This is a genomic window from Mycobacterium sp. URHB0044 (assembly GCF_000620625.1).
GTDB lineage: Bacteria > Actinomycetota > Actinomycetes > Mycobacteriales > Mycobacteriaceae > Mycobacterium.
Genome location: NZ_JIAW01000002.1, coordinates 374,883 through 391,982, shown reverse-complemented (window position 1 = coordinate 391,982; position 17,100 = coordinate 374,883). Strand labels below are relative to the sequence as shown.

Here is a 17,100-nt window from a genome sequence, read left to right as displayed (position 1 = left end):
ATCAGCGTCCCAGCGGACCGAGCAGCGCCGAGCACATCTGGCGCGGGTTGATGAAGCCGAGCAGTCCGCTGGTGGGCATGGCCGCGCAGCCGGTGGCGATCGGGGCCTGAACGGGAACTTGGGCCGTGGACGCGGTCCACAGCGGAGGGGTACCACCGAGCGCGCCGCACTTGGGCCATGCCTTGGCGCCCTGGCTGGCGAGGACGTTCTCGGCGACCCGGATCTGCTCCTCGCGCGACGCGGCGACGGGCGAGCCGACGCCGCCGTTGGAGGACCAGGTGGCCGGCTTGAACTGCAGTCCGCCGTAGTGACCGTTTCCGGTGTTGGCGGCCCAGTTGCCGCCGGACTCGCACTGGGCGACGGCGTCCCAGTTCATGCTGTCGGCGTGGGCAGTGCCCGAGGCCAGCACGCTGGACATGGCCATCGCCGCGACGGCGAAGGCGCCGCTGACCAGGACAACCTTCAGGCTGCGAGTAACTATCTTGCGAATGCCGTTACGAACGTTCATCTTGCGGTCCTTCCCCGACCGGTTTGACACGAGGACCGCTCCAACAGCGCTGCGTTATTGACGCGATCACTCGGTAATTCGTGTGATGCGGCTCACGCGTTACAGAAGAGGTGGAAGTTCTTTACCGGGGCGTGATGGAAAGCAGAGAACAGTGAGGTAGACGGGGTAAAAGAGAAGAACGGCGCCGGGCGTGTCGCCCGGCACCGTTTCGTCACCCTTGCAAGTGGTCGACCTGGGTTTATTAGCCCCGCCGGCCACAGACCGGCCAGGCGCCGATGCCCTGGCTCTTGAGCACGTTGTTGGCGACGCGGATCTGCTCCTCGCGGCTGGCCTGGTGCGGCGAGCCGCTTCCTCCGTTGGAGCGCCAGGTGCCCATGGTGAACTGCAGGCCGCCGTAGTAGCCGTTGCCGGTGGCGATGTGCCAGTTCCCGCCGGACTCGCAGGCTGCGACGGCGTCCCAGTTCACCCCACCTTCCGCATTCGCGGTACCGGCGCCCAGCGCCATCGGAGCCATCACGAGCGCCCCGGCAAAGGTGGCCAGTCCAAGCGTCTTGCGGATGTTCTTCAACTTCGATCCTTTCGCCAAGCGCGCGCCAAAGATGCCCGCGGCGGACGCGGACGTAGATGCCTGGATTCCAGGCGGCAGGATTGGGTCGCACCGTCTCGGTCGGGCACGACAGCGGGAGGCCGGTTTCGCCTCGCGGGCATCACGCCCGGCCTACGGGGGCCCGTGGCCCACCGCAGCCCCGCTCACACGCAGGTTCGTGGTATTTGAAATTATTTGCTCCATTTGGAGACTCAGGGACCGTACAAATCTTTCGACGCAAAGTCATGTTTAGCGACATACGTGTCGCGGGTACATCACGAACAGATCACGACGGGCTTATGGACTGTTCGCGCAGGTGAACGGTGAGTTTCGGCGCGGTGGACGCTCTGCGCGATCACCCTGGAAAGGTGAGGCAGATCACCATCTTTGTGTGACCCCGCCCACTAAAAGTGGTTTCACACCAGCACCTTTGGCCACTTTCACCGGTCGAAAAGGGCTTGGACGTGCACCAACGCGGTTGGGAGCCGGAAACCGGTTCGCTGACGGGCGGTGCCGCGCTGCGCTGGATCACGCGACCGAATGCCGTTGCAAGTCACTGCATTTCAACGACCAAGAGCGAGCACGTAGTTCTGCGGCCATGATTCGTCCGGAGCTCGACTTACCATGGTGTTTTTGCGAATCACGCTGGGCGACATTGTCTTTCGAGTCGCGCGTCCGAGTCGCCTCGGGAGCCGCCACCGCGCGCGTCGTCCCTACCCGGGCTCCGGCGCTGCCCGTTCGACGCGCCTACCGGCGCTTACCGCGAATGGTGGCGCGTGCCCGACCCCTCCGTCGTATTCCCAGCCGAAAGCCGAAGAATTCCCGCCAGGGGAAGCGGCCATCAAATCCGCACTCCCCTAGTGGATTTCAGGGCGCCGACCGCACCGTCCGACATCCGGACCGGCAGACGCCGCCCACAATTACTTCATGAATAACATGCACCAAGCGTCACAAGGAATTCCAATTAATGGTGTTAGTCGTGAATTGCGACCAGTTCGCGCATTAATTGGTAATTTGCTGTGCCGGCTCAGACGAGATCGGCTGCGGTGTTCACGTTGGTGAGTGCGCGCTGCTCGGGCATGACGATGCGTTGGGTGTCCGCGTGCCCGACCAGCGCGCGCATGCTGCGCTCGCCCGCCGCCACGAGGTCGTCGGCGCGGGCGGCCAGCGCGGTGCGATAGACACCGGCGAGGTAGTGATCCCGCCCGTCCCATGGCAGCACCACGTCCGCGCCGAGGCGCACAGCGGGCCCAACCAGCTGGTCGATGAGCTCGACGGTCAGATAGGGCATGTCGACCGCACAGACGAAAGCCAGCTCACAACCGGCGTCGGCCGCCGCCCGCAGACCGCGGGCCGTCGCCAACAACGGGCCGACGCCACGCACGTCGTCGCGCAGCACCACGGCGTTCAGCGCCGGAAGCGCCTGCCCGGGTGCCGCGACCACGAAGATGGGGGAACAACGATCCCCAAGAGTCGCCACGGTGTGCTCGACGAGCGTCGTCCCGCCCGTCCGGCCCGGCACGGTCAACGTCGCCTTGTCGCGGCCCATGCGCCGAGAAGCCCCGCCGGCCAAAATCACGGCAGCCAGCGGGGTCGTCACGACTATTTCACCGTTACTAGACGGTCCAAGTGTCCTTGCCACGAAGCAAGGATTGCAGAGCCGCAGCGTCGTGGGGCTTGGAATCCATGGCCGACTTGACCTGCTCGCGCGCGGCACCGTCATACGTCGGCCGATTCACCTGACGGAAGATGCCCATCACGTAGTGCTCGAGGTTCTGTTCGGACAGCCGTGACAGCGCGAACGCGTAGGCCGGGTCGTCGAGGTTGGCGTCGTGCACCACGATGTCGGACGGCGCCACGTCGGCGGTCTTGGCGATCTCCAGCCCGTATCCGGACTTCACCACGCACTGCTCGCCGTTGGCGCCGAACGTGATCGGCTGGCCGTGGGAGAGGTTGATCAGGCGGTCCTCGGAACCCTCCTTCCGGAGCGCGTCGAACGAGCCGTCGTTGAAGATCGGGCAGTCCTGCATGATCTCCACGAGCGCCGCACCGCGATGCATGGCCGCGGCCCGCAGCACCTCGGTCAGACCCTTCTTGTCCGAGTCCAGCGCGCGACCAACGAAGGACGCCTCGGCGCCAAGCGCCAGCGACACCGGGTTGAACGGGTAGTCCAGCGAGCCCATCGGCGTCGACTTGGTGACCTTGCCGACCTCGGACGTGGGTGAGTACTGGCCCTTGGTCAGCCCGTAGATCCGGTTGTTGAACAGCAGGATCGTGATGTTGACGTTGCGGCGCAGCGCGTGGATCAGGTGGTTGCCGCCGATGGACAGCGCGTCGCCGTCACCGGTGACGACCCAGACCGACAGGTCGTCGCGGGCGAGAGCCAGACCCGTCGCGAACGTCGGGGCCCGACCGTGGATGGAGTGCAGACCGTAGGTCTCCAGGTAGTACGGGAACCGGCTCGAGCAGCCGATGCCGCTGACGAACACCATGTTCTCGCGCTTCAGACCGAGTTCCGGCAGGAAGCTGCGGATGGTGTTGAGGATGACGTAGTCACCGCAACCCGGGCACCAGCGCACCTCCTGGTCGCTGGCGAAGTCCTTCGCCTTCTGCGGCTCGTCGGTGGTCGGTACGCCGCTGATCTTGGTCAGGCCGGCAGGCGTCAACCCGAGATCTGCCCCGATAACGTCAGTCATCCATCCGCTCCTACGGCACTGTCCACGGTAGCTGCTGCCAGCCGTGCGAACTTGGCCTTGTCGCTTTCCTTTTCGCCGAGCGTTCCGTCCAGAGCGGCATCGATGATGCCCTCGACCTCTTCGGAGAGGAACGCCATGCCTTCCACCTTGGTCACCGATTGCACGTCGACCAGGTACTTGCCCCGCAGCAGCAGTGCAAGTTGACCCAGGTTCATCTCCGGGGCCACCACGTTCGGGTAACGGCGCAGGACTTCGCCCAGGTTCGCCGGGAAGGGATTGAGGTGGCGCAGGTGGGCGTGCGCCACCTTGATGCCCTTGCGGCGGGCGCGTCGGCATGCCTCACCGATTGGGCCATAGGAACTGCCCCAGCCGAGGAGGAGCAGTTCGGCCTCACCGCTCGGATCGTCGACCTCGATGTCGTCGACCGGGATGCCGTCGATCTTCGCCTGGCGCAACCGGACCATCAGGTCGTGGTTCTTCGGTTCGTAGGAGATGTTGCCCGAACCGTTCGCCGATTCCAGCCCGCCGATGCGGTGCTCCAGGCCCGGCGTCCCCGGGACCGCGAACTGGCGCGCGAGCGTCTCCGGATCACGGGCGTATGGCTGGAACGGCTCGCCGGACTTGGCGAAGCTGTGGTCGATCGGTTCGAACGTCGTGACGTCCGGAATGCGCCACGGCTCCGAGCCATTGGCGATGGCGCCGTCCGACAACACGATCACCGGGGTGCGGTAGGTCAGCGCGATGCGCACGGCCTCCACGGCGATGTCGAAGCAGTCCGACGGCGACTTGGGCGCCAACACCGCGACCGGCGACTCGCCGTTGCGGCCGTACAGGGCCTGCAGCAGGTCGGCTTGCTCGGTCTTGGTCGGCAGTCCCGTCGAGGGCCCACCGCGTTGGACGTCGACGACCAGTAGTGGGAGTTCGGCCATCACGCCGAGGCCGATGGCCTCCGACTTCAGCGAGATCCCCGGTCCGGAGGTGCTCGTCACGCCGAGCGCGCCGCCGTAGGAGGCGCCCAGTGCGGCGCCGATGCCTGCGATCTCGTCCTCGGCCTGGAAGGTCAGCACGTTGAAGTTCTTGTGCTTGGACAGCTCGTGCAGGATGTCCGACGCCGGCGTGATCGGGTAGCTGCCGAGCATCACCTGCGTGTTCGCCAGCTGACCCGCGACGACGATGCCGTACGCGAGGGCGGTGTTGCCGGAGATCTGGCGGTACTCGCCGGACTTCAGCTGGGCAGGCGACACCTCGTAGGTGGTGCCGAACGCCTCGGTGGTCTCGCCGTAGTTCCAGCCGGCACGGAGCGCCAGCACGTTGGCCTCGGCGACCTCCGGCTTGCGGGCGAACTTCTCCCGGATGAAGATCTCGCTCTGCTCGAGCTCGCGGCTGTACATCCAGGACAGCAGGCCGAGCGCGAACATGTTCTTCGCCCGCTGACCGTCCTTCTTCGTGGCGCCGATCGGCTCGACGGCGCCCAGCGTCAGCGTGGTCATGGCGACGGCCTGCACGACGTAGTCGGACAGTTCGTCGGTCTCGAGCGGGTTTGCCTCGTAGCCGACCTTGGCCAGGTTGCGCTTGGTGAACTCGTCGGAGTTCACGATGATCAGGCCGCCGCGGGGCAGGTCGGCGACGTTGGCCTTGAGCGCGGCGGGGTTCATCGCGACGAGGACGTCGGGCCGGTCGCCCGCGGTGAGGATGTCGAAGTCGGCAATCTGGATCTGGAACGACGACACACCGGGCAGGGTGCCCTGTGGCGCGCGGATCTCGGCCGGGTAATTGGGTTGCGTCGCAAGGTCATTGCCGAAGAGGGCGGCTTCGGTGGTGAACCGGTCACCGGTCAGCTGCATGCCGTCGCCGGAGTCACCGGCAAACCGGATGACGACCTTCTCGAGCTTCTGCGGCGGGGCTGGGTTCGTCCCGGCGCCGTTGACGATGCCGTTTTGACCCACGACCCCTGCCTTTCACATGCTGTTCTGGTCACACCATTTCGCGTCGCGATCGTGCGATGCGCCGTCGATATGACGTCCACCAAGTTTGTATGTCACTGGTAGTACCGATTATTGCACTTTCCTTAGTCTGGCCTGTTCAGGACCCGCCGGTTACCGGGAAGTAAATGAAAGGAGAGATCGCAGGTCAGTGACATGATCTCCAGCCGAAGGCGAGGAAATTGTGGTTTTCGTCACGTTCGGAGAACGTCATTCTCTAAGGATGCGGTTACCGACGAGTAGCCGGATGGCTAGCACGACCGGGGCGGTTTTGACACGTGTCGACTTTGCCTGCGTTACCTGCGGCTACACCAGGTCGGAGGAACCGACCCGCAGCCGGCGATCGAGTTCGCGGGCGACGAGTTCACTCGCGAGTTCGACGGCCCTGCGCGGACCGGCCCCCGCGGCGCGATGTGCCACGTAGCAGGACGTGAACATGTCGCCCGCCCCCGTGGTCTGTACGCCTTCGACGCGCCATGCCGCCGGCACGCGGACGACCGTGTCGTCGGTGTAGATGTCGCACCCCTCGGATCCGTACGTGACGAGGATTTCGGGGACGCCGAGTTTCTTGGCGGTCGACTGGTCGAACGGGCCGTCGGCGACGATGACGGCCTCGTCCTCGGCGAGCTTGAGCACGCTGACGTTGCGGAGCAGTTCGGGCGGGTAGTGCCGGTCCACGAGCAGCGGTCCGAGCCGGTCGGCGCGGACGAGCCCCTGCCCGTCGTAGGCGACTCGATGTCCTCGTTCGGCGAGGAGGGCGACGGTGCTTGCCGGAAAGTCGGTGCGCAGCAGCGGTGCGAGGTGAACCCAGGTGGTGTCGGGATCGGCGGCTTCGATCTCGGCCGGACCCCACACCGGACCGATGGCGTCGACCGACATCCGGCGGTGGTCCACGTCGTCGTAGTCGAGACTGAACGCGCTGGTCCTGTCGGCGGGCAAGATCCGGACGATCGAGCCGAACCGCTCGAGTAACGCATCGAACAGGGCATGGTCCGTCTCGGCGGCCAACGCCACGATGCGACCGGGTCCACCCGCGTCTTCCAGGGCGACCCCGGAGAATGAGGCGCAGCCACCCGGGCTCTTCGGCGCGCCGTCGATGACGTCGATGGCCAAGTTGCCGAGCACGGTCACGCCGTGGATGAGCTTGAGGCGCTGTCGCCGCACCGATCCGTCTCCTGGTCTACGTCGGCGGGTGTCGTCGCCATTGGGGCGAAATGATAGTCGTGATCGCCGCGAATCGACGATTCCGGCGCTTAGCCGGGCAGGTTGTAGGGCGTCACGACCTGGATCGGAGTGGGGCGGGCGGGTTCGGGCGGCAACGCCTGGTGTTGCTGGAGGATCAAGCGCAGGGCCTGCCGCGCGTCGGCGCGCAGGTCGTTGTGCAGCACGACCGAGATGCGCCCGTCGCGCAGCAGCCGCCGGTTGTCGGCGTCGAGGTCGTGGGCGATGAAGACTCTGCAGTTCCGTCCCAACCGGTCGAATGCGGCGACGGTGGCGGTGTTCCCGCCGCCGACCGAGTAGACCGCCTCGACGTTGGGATGCCGGTCGAGCGCCTCGAGGACCAGGCGTTCGTTGGTGGCGTCGATGCCGTCGCTGTCGCTCACCTCGACGATGCCCCGCCCGGTGCCGCGCAATGCCGATCGGAACCCGACCTCACGCTCGCCTTCGCCCCGGAACACCGTGCGGCTCACCGTGATCAGCACGTCCGACGGTGCCGAGCCGAGCCACTGATCCATCAAGTACGCGGCCGTGACACCCGCGCCATGGTTGTCGATGCCGACATAGGCGCACCGCGCACTGGTCGGCACGTCCGTCGTGTACGTCACCACGGGCACGCCCGCGGCAACCAGCCGGTCGACGGCCTCGGCCACCTCGGGCTCGTCCTGTCCCTTGAGTACCACGCCGTGACTGCCACGGATCCGTCCGAGGGCTTCGACCATCTGGGCGCTCGATCCGGACTCCCAGAGATGGAAGCGGGCCCGCAGCATCGCAGGCGCGAAGGCGGGCAGCTCGGCTTCGACCGCGGCCCGGAACGCGTCCGAGAACCGCCGCGGTGTCTGCATCACCACGTCGATGAGGTAGCGGCGACCGTTGAGCCGCAGTTGTGCGCGCTGCTTGTCGAGGTCGGCGATCGCCTGCATGACTTCGGCGCGGGTGTTCTCCCGTACGCCGGGCCGCTCGTTGAGGACGCGGTCGACGGTCGCCTCGCTCAGCCCCGACTGCTGGGCAATCTCGCGGACCTTGTACCGACGCGCCATCCTCGTCCCCCTCCTCTCTCGCCCTCCCCCCTCCCTCACCGCGATTTCGGCGTGATTTCGCTCGCTGAGCGAGCGTCTCCACGCCCAAATCGCTGGGGTGAGGCCGCAATCGTGAGGGGTTTTTGATGGTTTTTTGGTGTTGATTGCGGCGCGGATCACAACAACACTAACGGGTATGCCTGCGCCGCTGACCACTACGCATGGCGCGTGGATCGAGGAGCGGGACTGCAATCTCAACGACTTCCACGCGCTGGTATCGCAGCACACCGACCTCGCCGACTACCCACTCGCCGTCGATGTCCGTCGTGACGTCCTGGTCTACTCCGCCGAAACCGTGGCGACGGCGGACCGGTGCCGCCTGCAAGCCGAATTGATCCGCGCACTCGCCGACGGCCCCGGCGTGGTGGTCTTCGAGGGCGCCTTCGACGCCGACGTCGTGGACGCGGCGAGCGAGGCGTTCACCGCGATCATCGAGGCTCAGCGGGGGGTGACCGCCGGCGACCACTTCGGCAAGGCTGGCGCCAACGACCGGATCTGGAACGCCGCGCAGAAACTGGCACTGCACGCACCCGCCGTGTTCGCCGACTACTACGCCGCCGACGCGCTCGCGCTCGTCTCACAGGCCTGGCTCGGCCCGCGGTATCAGGTCACCTCGCAGGTCAACGTCGTGAATCCCGGTGGCGCCGCACAGGTTCCGCACCGCGACTACCACCTCGGGTTCGTCGCCGCCGATCAGCTGACGGCCTTCCCCGCACACGTGCACCGGATGTCGGCGATGCTGACCCTGCAGGGTGCCGTCGCGCATTGCGACATGCCGTTGCACAGCGGGCCCACGATGCTGCTGCCCCACTCGCAGCGCTACGCCGGCGGCTACGTCGCCTTCTACCGCCCCGAGTTCATCGACTACTTCGCGCGCCATCACGTGCAGGTGCCGCTGCGCAAGGGCGACGCGGTGTTCTTCAATCCCGCGCTGTACCACGGCGCGGGGGCCAACACGTCGACGGACATCCGCCGGATGGCGAACCTGCTGCAGATCTCGTCGCCATTCGGCCGCGCGATGGAGGCGCTGGACCGCACCGCGATGGTGCGCGCGGTCTACCCGGCACTGCAGGCGATGCGGGCCGCCGGCCGACCGGATCGGGAGATCCGCAACGTAGTCAACGCCGCCGCCGAGGGCTATGCCTTCCCCACCAATCTCGATCGCGATCAGCCGATCGGCAGCCTGGCACCGCCAAGCCAGGTCGACACCGTACTGGCCGCGCTGGCCGGCGGTCTCACCCCAGAAGCACTCGACATCGCACTCGGCGATCAACACGAACGGAGAATCCCATGACCACCCTCGGCGTAATCGGGCTGGGGCGCATCGGCGCCTTCCACACCGAAACCCTCAGTGCCCTCGAAGGTATCGACGGGCTGGTGGTCACCGACGAGCGCACCGACGTCGCCGCCGCGGTGGCCGCCAAACACGGCGCCAAGGCCGTCGACACCGTCGAGGAGTTGTTGTCCTCTGGCGTCGATGGCGTGGTCGTCGCGGCCGCCACCCCGGCCCACGCGGCGCTCACGCTGGCCGCGGTCGAACGCGGCATCCCGACGTTCTGCGAGAAGCCGATCGCCGCCACCGCCGCCGAGAGCGCCCGAGTCGCCGAGGTGATCGCCCGCTCCGGCGTGCCCGTCCAGGTCGGCTACCAGCGCCGGTTCGACGCGGCGTTCGCGGCCGCCAAGCGCGCTGTCGACGACGGGTCGCTCGGCACCCTGCACACCGTGCGCAGCACCACGATGGATCCCGCTCCCCCGCCGATGGAGTACATCGCCGGCTCGGGCGGCATCTTCCGCGACTGCGCCGTGCACGACTTCGACGTTCTGAACTGGATCACGGGGCAACGTGCCGTCGAGGTGTACGCGACCGGCACCGTCCAGGGCGATCCCCGATTCGCCGAGTACGGCGATGTCGACACCGCCGCCGTGGTGGTGACGTTCGACGGCGGGGCCATCGGCCTGGTGTCCGCGGCACGGTACAACGCCCGCGGCTACGACTGCCGCCTGGAGGTCCACGGTTTCGACGACAGCGTCGTGGCGGGTTGGGACGAGGGCGCACCGGTGCGAAACATGGATCCCCGCAACACCTTCCCCGCCGGCCCTGCGCACCACTTCTTCATGGACCGCTTCACCGACGCGTTCCGCGCCGAGCTAGCCGCATTCGTCCAGGTCGCCAACGGTGGCCCGATTCCGGGCGCCACCGTGGCAGACGCCGTCGAGGTGGCCTGGCTGGCCGAAGCGGCCACCGAGTCCCTGCGCCGGGGTACGCCGGTGCGCATCGAGGAGGTACGGAACTCATGACCACTTCAGCGCAGATCAAGATTGCCGGGGCCCCGATCTCGTGGGGCGTCTGCGAAGTGCCGGGCTGGGGTTACCAGTTGGCGCCCGACCGAGTTCTCTCGGAGATGCGGGGCGCCGGGTTGACCGCAACCGAGCTGGGGCCCGACGGCTTCCTGCCCGCGGACACCGCTGAACTGAAGTCGGTGCTGCACGCGCACGACCTGGAGTGCGTCGGAGGATTCGTGCCGGTCGTGCTGCACGACGCCGACCACGATCCGGCCGTCGACCTCGCCGGACCGCTCGAGGCACTGCACGCCGCGGGCGCGGGCATGGTGGTGTTAGCCGCCGCGACCGGATCCGAGGGTTACGACTCGCGCCCCGTTCTCGACGACGGCCAGTGGGCGACACTCCTTTCCAACCTCGACCGGCTCGCGACCATGGTGTCGGCGCGCGGGCTGACTGCCGTGCTGCATCCACACGTCGGCACGTTGGTGGAGACCCGCGCGGACGTGGACCGGGTGCTGGCCGGCTCGTCCGTCCCGCTGTGCCTGGACACCGGTCACCTTCTGATCGGCGGCACCGATCCGCTCGAGTTGGCCAAGGCCGTGCCGAACCGCATCGCGCACACTCACCTCAAGGACGTCGACGCCGCGTTGGCGGCCAAGGTGCAGTCGGGTGAGTTGACGTACACCGACGCGGTGCGGGCCGGCATGTACACCCCGCTCGGCACCGGTGACGTCGACATCGCCGGCATCGTCTCGGTGTTGCGGGACAATGGTTTCGACGGTTGGTTCGTACTCGAGCAGGACACGATCCTGGATGGCGAGCCGGCCGGCGAAGGTCCCGTCGGCGACGTGCTGGCCAGCGTCGCGTTCCTCGGAGCCGTCACGGCATGACCCTGCGCATCGGGGTGCTCGGTGCGTCGCGGATCGCGGAGTTGGCGATCGTGGGACCTGCCGCCGAACTCGGCCACCGCCTGGTGGCCGTGGCGGCGCGGGATCGGGTCAGGGCGGAGGCGTTCGCCGAGAAGCACGGCGTGGAACGCGTCGTCGCCTCCTACCAGGACCTCATCGACGACCCCGACGTCGACGTCCTCTACAACCCGCTGGCCAATTCGTTGCATGCGCCGTGGAACCTCGCCGCCGTCAAGGCGGGAAAGCCGGTGTTGACTGAAAAGCCCTTCGCGCGCAACCAATCCGAGGCGTGGCAGGTCGCCGAGGCCGCCGACGCCGCAGGCGTGACCGTGCTGGAGGCCTTCCACTACTACTTCCATCCCGTCACCGCGCGCGCGTTCGGGTTGGCCGCCGACGGCACCTTGGGCGACATCACCCACGTCGAGGTGCGGATGGCGATGCCGGCGCCGAGCGACGACGATCCGCGCTGGTCGCTCGAGATGGCGGGCGGCGCCTTGATGGACCTGGGCTGCTACGGCCTGCACGTGATGCGGTCGCTGGGCCGCCTCGAGGTGCCCGGCATCGGCGGGCGGCCGTCCATCACCCACGCGCATGCCGATCAGCACGTCCCCGGCGTCGACGGCTGGTGTGACGTCGAGCTCGCGTTCCCCGGCGGCGCCACCGGATTGTCCGCCAATTCAATGGTGGCAGAAGACCGTTCGTTCACCATGCGCATCGTCGGCACGGCCGGGGATCTGCTGGTGCACGACTTCATCAAGCCGCACCACGACGACAGGATCACCGTCAACACCCCGCATGGCAGCACGGTGGAACGCCTGGGCACACGGCCCTCCTACGTCTACCAGTTGGCGGCCTTCGCCGATCACGTAGAGCACGGCACGCCACTGCCCTTCGGCACGGCCGACGCCGTCGCGAACATGGCCCTGATCGACTCCGCGTACCGCGCGGCAGGCATGGAACCCCGGTAGACCCGAGGCCAATTCAACTACCCGGCGGGTAATCGACACGCGGCATGACGCCCAGCCAAGGTAGTGGTGTCGGTGCCGGAGAGGCCGGACCGCCGAGGCAAGAGAGGCTCCCCATGACTGCTTACGACGACCTTGCACAGGGTTACATCGACAGCTGGAACGCGACCGATCCGACGGCCCGTCGCGCGGCGGTCGATCGGCTGTACTCCGAGGACGCCCGCTACGTCGACCCGCTGGCAGTGGCCGAGGGTCGGGAGGCGATCGCTGCCACCATTGGCGCCGTGCAGCAACAGTTCCCGGGCTTCGTGTTTCGCCTGGCCGGTCCGGTCGACGGCCACCACGACCAGGTCCGGTTCGGTTGGGAGCTGGGACCGGCCGGTGAGACCGCACCTATCGTCGGATTCGACGTCGCCGTGATCGATGACGCCGGTCGCATCCAGACCGTATTGGGCTTCCTCGACAAGGTGCCAGCAGCCATCTGACCACGACGCCGCCGGCGCTGACCACCGCCGTGGTCGGCGCCGGTTGGCGTTGCGGCGGAATAATCTCGCAGGCCTGAGGGTTTGCGACAAGCATGCGCGCCGTCGTGTACGACCCACAGGTTCCCATCAATCTGCGCTTCGGAGAGGTGGACCCACCGACCGTCGCCGACGGCGAAGCCCTGATCGAGGTCCGAGCCATCGCACTGAACTTCGGCGAGATCCACTTCATCGAGCGCATGCGCCAGCCTGGCGAGGTGCCGGGATGGGACGCGGCGGGTGTCGTCGTCCAAGCCGCGGCCGACGGCAGCGGCCCGCCTCCTGGGACGCGCGTGGTGTCGTTCAACGGGTCCGGCGGGTGGGCAGAGCGCCGCGCGGCATCGACGGGCAACCTCGCCGTACTACCGGAAGCGGTGGAGTTCGCCGACGCCGTCGCACTTCCGGTCGCCGGAGTCACTGCGCTGCAAGCACTCCGAGCGTTGGGTCCCGTGGTGGGCCGGCGGGTTCTCATCACCGGGGCATCGGGAGGGGTCGGCCGGTTCGCCGTGCAACTCGCCGCGCGGGCCGGTGCGCACGTGATCGCGGCGGTCGGCAGCGCAGCGAGGGGCGCCGGGTTGGCGGAACTGGGTGCTGCCGAGGTGACCGTCGGGCTCGACGCCGTCACCGAGCCCGTGTTCGGCGTTCTCGACAACGTGGGTGGTCCGCTGCTGGCCCAGGCGTTCGGCCTCGTCGGCGACGGCGGCTCGGTGCAGTCGATCGGCATGGCGTCCAACCAGCCCACCACCATAGACTTCGAGGTGGAACGCAATCGCGGGGCACGGAAGCGCTTGGAGCCCTTCACGGTTCGCGCGCCCTTCAGTGCGGACCTGCACTACCTGGTCGAATTGCTGGCCGCCGGGCAATTGGATCCACAGATCGGGCTGCGCGACTCGTGGGACAACGTGACGGCTGCCGCCGAAGCGCTCCTTGGCCGCCGCGTGCCAGGCAAGGCGGTATTGGACGTCTCCTGACGCTCAGTACCCGCGGGCCGCGGGCGGCCGACGGTTAGTCGAGGAGAGAAGACTTTCGGCGCGCCAACGCGGTGTCGATCTCGCGGCGGGAACCGATCTCGAGCTTCGCGAAGATGTTTCGCAGATGCCATTCCACGGTCCGTGGACTCAGGAACAGCTGCGCGCCGATTTCGGGGTTCGTACGTCGTCGCCGCGCGAGTTGGGCGATCTGCTCTTCCTGCGGCGTGAGTTCTCCGCTTGACGGAACACTGCGCCGACGAACCTTCTCCCCCGTCGCCTCCAGTTCGGCGTGGGCCCGCGCGGCGAATCCGTTCGCGCCCATCTGGGCCAGCGCCTCATATGCCGGTTTCAATTGCTTGCGCGCGTCGATCCGGCGGTTCTGGCGTCGCAACCACTCGCCGTAGCTCAGCCGGGAACGCGCGACCAGGACGGCCATCCGCGTCCGACTGAACCGCTCGATGGCTTCGCGGTACAACTCCTCGGCGGCGTCGCCATCGGTGAGCATCGCGCGACACCTGGCGTCCATGGCGCAGGCATAGTCGCCGCCGCTGGCCGCGGCGACCGCCGACATCCGTTCCGCCGCAAGCTCAGCGCGGTCGCGGTGCCCGCATCGCGTTGCCGCCTCCACGAGTTCGAACAGCGCACGCACCGTGTATCCGGGCTCGAGATCGAAGCTGGCGCTGGGATATTCGGCGTCGTCTGCTGCGGCAGCGTAGTCGGCGAGCCCGTTGTGGAGCACCGCGTTCCCGTACTCCGCATACGTCAGCGCCCACCCCTCGCCTCGGTCCTCTGCCGACTCGACGACTGCCTCGAGCGCTCCGCGCGCCGCCGGGGCGTCCCCACGCCACGCGGCGATCAGAAACGCGATGCGCGGCGCGGTCGCGGCGGCCACCACTGGGTCGATTCGGTCGACCTCCGCCACCAACGCCTCTGCCCTGGCGAACTCGCCCGCGTGGACGTAGAACTCGGCCAACGAATCCAGCGCCAACGGCAGCCAGCTGAGCATTCCGCTCTCCCGGGCCAGGTCCACCTGGCCGATCACCATCTCGTACCAGGCCACGTCGTCACACAGGTGCATGGCCATGACGTTGAAGGCAAAACCGACCACGCCCGGGTCGGGTGCCGCGCTGCGATGCCGCCGCACTGCTTCCTTCAGCGCCGGGGCCGCCGCGACGTAACCGTCGGACAACCACGTCGCGATGCCATGTACCAGCAGATGCGTCGCCGGAATCGGTTCCGGATCCAACGGAAGTGCTTGCGCCGCCCGGGCGATGCGCACCCGGAGGTCCGAGTCGCCGAGCCGTCCTGCGTATCCCGCAGCGATGAGCGCCTGAAGGTACGTCAGGCGGGCGAGTTCGAGGTCCAACGGTTGAAAACCCTTGGCCGCCTTGAACAACAGTGCTGGCGCGTCGCCGCCCCGGTATTGCGTGAACGCCATCGCGCCGCGGATCAGGTCGACCTTCGCCCGGTCGATTGCACCCAATGGGCCGCTTTCGGCTTGCGCCAGCAGTTTGGCGGCGGCCTGCAGGTCACCGACCGCGAACTTGGCCTCTGCGGCGGCAAGCGCGCGAGGGGCGCGGTCGCCCGGCTCGGGCGTCAGCGCCACCGCGCGCTCCAAGAATGCTGCGGCCGCCGCTGCGCCCCCTCTGGCGTGCGCGCGGCCTGCCGAGCCGATCAGCTCGGCGGCGACCTCCTCGTCGGCGGCAGACGCCGCGTAGGCGCGGTGCCATGCCCGTCGGTCCGGGTCGACGTCCCCGTCAGTCGCGGCGGCGAGAGCGCCGTGGGCCGTGCGCCGTTCGTCCACGCTGGCCGCCCGATAGACGCCCGAGCGCAACAGCGGATGACGAAATCTCAACGTCCCGCCCTTGGCCAGCAGACCGGCGTCGACGGCGGAATCGGCGGCGTCGATGCCCATGTGAAGAGATGCAGCGGCGCGGTGGATCAGCGTGACGTCGCCTGCGGGGTCGGCGGCTGCCAGCAGGACCAGTCGTTGCGTATCTCGCGGTAGGTCGCTCAGGCGCGCGAGGTACTCGTCTTCGATGCGAGCACTCAGGCTGGTGCCGGCGAGCGTGGCGAAGCCGCCGGCGAACGACGCCGCCCCCATCGTGGCGCCGAGTTCGAGCAGTGCGAGCGGATTGCCTCGGGTCTCGTCGATGATCCGAGCCCGGACGTCCTCATCGACCGTCACCGTGCCAGCCGACCGCAGCAACTCGCCCGACGAGCGAGTGTCCAGACCATCCACGCCCAGTTCCGGCAGACCCGCGAGTGGATCGGGCATCGTCACGGGCGGACGGGCGGCGAACACCAGCCCAACCGGTTCGGCGAGCAGTCGTCGTCCGACGAAGCCGAGGACTTGAGCCGAGGCCTGATCCAGCCAATGGGCGTCCTCGATGACGCACAGGACCGGTTTCTGTTCGGCGGCCGCCGCCAGCAGACCCAGCGTGGCGAGTGCCACCTGCAGCCGGTCCGGGCTCGGTCCCGCCGCCAATCCGAGCGACACGGTCAGCGCAACCCGTTGCGACTCAGGCAAATCAGCGAACGAAGTCAGCAACGGCGAGCACAGTTCGTGGAGGCCGGCGAAGGGCAATTCCATCGCCGATTCCACACCGGTGCACCGCAGGGTGGTGAATCCGGTTGTCCGGTCGGACATGTGGCGCAACAGGGCGGTCTTGCCGATCCCCGGCTCACCGCGCAACATGAGCACGCCACTGCGCCCCTCGCGGACCTGCACGAGGAGTTGGTCGATTGCGGCGCATTCGCGTTCGCGGCCCAGCAACTGCCCATCCATCGACTGACCTCTCGTCAGGGCAGTCAGATGCTAGTCGCTGCGCACGAGATGCAACAGGGTTAAGTGCTGCGACCTCAGTCTGTAAAGAGCGCTTCGTAGGCGCCGTAGCCCTCGGACTCCAAGTCGTCGACCGGGATGAACCTCAGCGCGGCCGAGTTGATGCAGTAGCGCAGTCCACCCGCGTCGGGCGGGCCGTCGTCGAATACGTGCCCGAGGTGGCTGTCGGCGAACGTCGAGCGGAGTTCGGTGACCGGGGTCGGGTAGTGCGGATCGGGACCCTCAAGGACGTTCGTCGAGCCATCAGGCTGCTCGATCGGCTTGGTGAAACTCGGCCATCCCGTGCCGCTGTCGTACTTGTCCACCGACGCGAACAGCGGCTCGCCCGACACGACGTCGACGTAGATGCCCGGTTCGTGATTGTCCAGATATTCACCCGTGAACGGCCGCTCGGTGCCGTCCTGCTGGGTGACGTAGTACTGCTCCGGCGAGAGCGCGTTCACCGCAGCCGGGTTGCGGTTGTAGTCCTCGTTCATGGATCGAGCGTGACGCGCACGAGCGGGTCGTCGCGCCCGTGAAACACCCTGGTGGGAATCGG

At 67.6% G+C, this 17,100-nt stretch carries 14 protein-coding genes and 1 pseudogene; 6 read left to right on the top strand and 9 right to left on the bottom strand.

What is annotated here, in order from left to right; translation table 11 throughout:
• Position 1 precedes the first annotated feature (1 nt).
• The 7 genes and pseudogenes from N536_RS0106000 to N536_RS0105970 form a co-directional block, all read right to left on the bottom strand.
• The gene (locus tag N536_RS0106000; protein ID WP_029112781.1) at positions 2-508 is read right to left on the bottom strand and encodes a transglycosylase family protein; all 507 of its coding nucleotides are present in this window, start codon (positions 506-508) and stop codon (positions 2-4) included.
• Positions 509-749: 241 nt separating this feature from the next.
• A pseudogene (locus N536_RS0105995) lies at positions 750-977 on the bottom strand (transglycosylase family protein); the annotation flags it as partial.
• Positions 978-2,121: 1,144 nt separating this feature from the next.
• Positions 2,122-2,694, bottom strand: a complete 573-nt coding sequence (gene mobA / locus N536_RS0105990) for a molybdenum cofactor guanylyltransferase (RefSeq protein WP_369798384.1) — start codon at positions 2,692-2,694, stop codon at positions 2,122-2,124.
• Positions 2,695-2,710: 16 nt separating this feature from the next.
• Positions 2,711-3,790: a 2-oxoacid:ferredoxin oxidoreductase subunit beta gene (locus tag N536_RS0105985; protein ID WP_029112778.1), complete on the bottom strand. Its 1,080-nt coding sequence runs from the start codon at positions 3,788-3,790 to the stop codon at positions 2,711-2,713.
• Positions 3,787-5,721: a 2-oxoacid:acceptor oxidoreductase subunit alpha gene (locus N536_RS0105980; protein ID WP_369798389.1), complete on the bottom strand. Its 1,935-nt coding sequence runs from the start codon at positions 5,719-5,721 to the stop codon at positions 3,787-3,789. The genes N536_RS0105985 and N536_RS0105980 overlap by 4 nt, the downstream gene beginning before the upstream one ends.
• 357 nt (positions 5,722-6,078) lie before the next feature.
• Positions 6,079-6,936 carry a PfkB family carbohydrate kinase gene (locus N536_RS0105975; protein ID WP_231514426.1) on the bottom strand — a complete coding sequence of 286 codons (858 nt, stop codon included), beginning with the start codon at positions 6,934-6,936 and terminating at the stop codon, positions 6,079-6,081.
• An 89-nt stretch (positions 6,937-7,025) separates the two neighbouring features.
• On the bottom strand, positions 7,026-8,030 hold the full coding sequence (locus N536_RS0105970; protein WP_029112775.1) for a LacI family DNA-binding transcriptional regulator: 1,005 nt from the start codon (positions 8,028-8,030) through the stop codon (positions 7,026-7,028).
• A 175-nt stretch (positions 8,031-8,205) separates the two neighbouring features.
• Between N536_RS0105970 and N536_RS0105965 the strand changes: the two genes are divergently transcribed.
• From N536_RS0105965 to N536_RS0105940, 6 genes are all read left to right on the top strand, one after another.
• On the top strand, positions 8,206-9,363 hold the full coding sequence (locus N536_RS0105965) for a phytanoyl-CoA dioxygenase family protein (RefSeq protein ID WP_029112774.1): 1,158 nt from the start codon (positions 8,206-8,208) through the stop codon (positions 9,361-9,363).
• Entirely contained in the window at positions 9,360-10,367 is a 1,008-nt protein-coding gene (locus N536_RS0105960) for a Gfo/Idh/MocA family oxidoreductase (RefSeq protein WP_029112773.1), read from the top strand. The genes N536_RS0105965 and N536_RS0105960 overlap by 4 nt, the downstream gene beginning before the upstream one ends.
• Positions 10,364-11,242 carry a sugar phosphate isomerase/epimerase gene (locus N536_RS0105955; RefSeq protein WP_036435555.1) on the top strand — a complete coding sequence of 293 codons (879 nt, stop codon included), beginning with the start codon at positions 10,364-10,366 and terminating at the stop codon, positions 11,240-11,242. The genes N536_RS0105960 and N536_RS0105955 overlap by 4 nt, the downstream gene beginning before the upstream one ends.
• Positions 11,239-12,228, top strand: a complete 990-nt coding sequence (locus tag N536_RS0105950; RefSeq protein ID WP_029112771.1) for a Gfo/Idh/MocA family protein — start codon at positions 11,239-11,241, stop codon at positions 12,226-12,228. Before N536_RS0105955 ends, N536_RS0105950 begins: the two co-directional genes overlap by 4 nt.
• A 113-nt stretch (positions 12,229-12,341) precedes the next feature.
• Entirely contained in the window at positions 12,342-12,710 is a 369-nt protein-coding gene (locus N536_RS0105945; RefSeq protein WP_029112770.1) for a nuclear transport factor 2 family protein, read from the top strand.
• 92 nt (positions 12,711-12,802) lie between these two features.
• Positions 12,803-13,717 carry a zinc-binding dehydrogenase gene (locus tag N536_RS0105940; protein WP_029112769.1) on the top strand — a complete coding sequence of 305 codons (915 nt, stop codon included), beginning with the start codon at positions 12,803-12,805 and terminating at the stop codon, positions 13,715-13,717.
• 34 nt (positions 13,718-13,751) lie between these two features.
• On the opposite strand, the gene N536_RS37560 is transcribed toward N536_RS0105940, so the two are convergent.
• Both N536_RS37560 and msrB read right to left on the bottom strand, forming a co-directional pair.
• The gene (locus tag N536_RS37560) at positions 13,752-16,505 is read right to left on the bottom strand and encodes a LuxR family transcriptional regulator (protein ID WP_036435553.1); all 2,754 of its coding nucleotides are present in this window, start codon (positions 16,503-16,505) and stop codon (positions 13,752-13,754) included.
• A gap of 74 nt (positions 16,506-16,579) precedes the next feature.
• Positions 16,580-17,038 (bottom strand): peptide-methionine (R)-S-oxide reductase MsrB, encoded by a 459-nt coding sequence (gene msrB / locus N536_RS0105930; protein WP_029112768.1) that lies wholly within the window; start codon positions 17,036-17,038, stop codon positions 16,580-16,582.
• Between the last annotated feature and the right edge of the window lie 62 nt (positions 17,039-17,100).

Excerpts from the sequence above, each read along its gene's own strand:
- N536_RS0105955 (WP_036435555.1), top strand. The coding sequence starts at position 10,364 with ATGACCACTTCAGCGCAGATCAAGATTGCCGGGGCCCCGATCTCGTGG.
- N536_RS0105970 (WP_029112775.1), bottom strand. The coding sequence starts at position 8,030 with ATGGCGCGTCGGTACAAGGTCCGCGAGATTGCCCAGCAGTCGGGGCTG.
- N536_RS0105945 (WP_029112770.1), top strand. The coding sequence starts at position 12,342 with ATGACTGCTTACGACGACCTTGCACAGGGTTACATCGACAGCTGGAAC.
- N536_RS0105985 (WP_029112778.1), bottom strand. The coding sequence starts at position 3,790 with ATGACTGACGTTATCGGGGCAGATCTCGGGTTGACGCCTGCCGGCCTG.
- N536_RS0105965 (WP_029112774.1), top strand. The coding sequence starts at position 8,206 with ATGCCTGCGCCGCTGACCACTACGCATGGCGCGTGGATCGAGGAGCGG.
- N536_RS0106000 (WP_029112781.1), bottom strand. The coding sequence starts at position 508 with ATGAACGTTCGTAACGGCATTCGCAAGATAGTTACTCGCAGCCTGAAG.
- N536_RS0105960 (WP_029112773.1), top strand. The coding sequence starts at position 9,360 with ATGACCACCCTCGGCGTAATCGGGCTGGGGCGCATCGGCGCCTTCCAC.
- N536_RS37560 (WP_036435553.1), bottom strand. The coding sequence starts at position 16,505 with ATGGATGGGCAGTTGCTGGGCCGCGAACGCGAATGCGCCGCAATCGAC.
- N536_RS0105940 (WP_029112769.1), top strand. The coding sequence starts at position 12,803 with ATGCGCGCCGTCGTGTACGACCCACAGGTTCCCATCAATCTGCGCTTC.
- msrB (WP_029112768.1), bottom strand. The coding sequence starts at position 17,038 with ATGAACGAGGACTACAACCGCAACCCGGCTGCGGTGAACGCGCTCTCG.
- N536_RS0105950 (WP_029112771.1), top strand. The coding sequence starts at position 11,239 with ATGACCCTGCGCATCGGGGTGCTCGGTGCGTCGCGGATCGCGGAGTTG.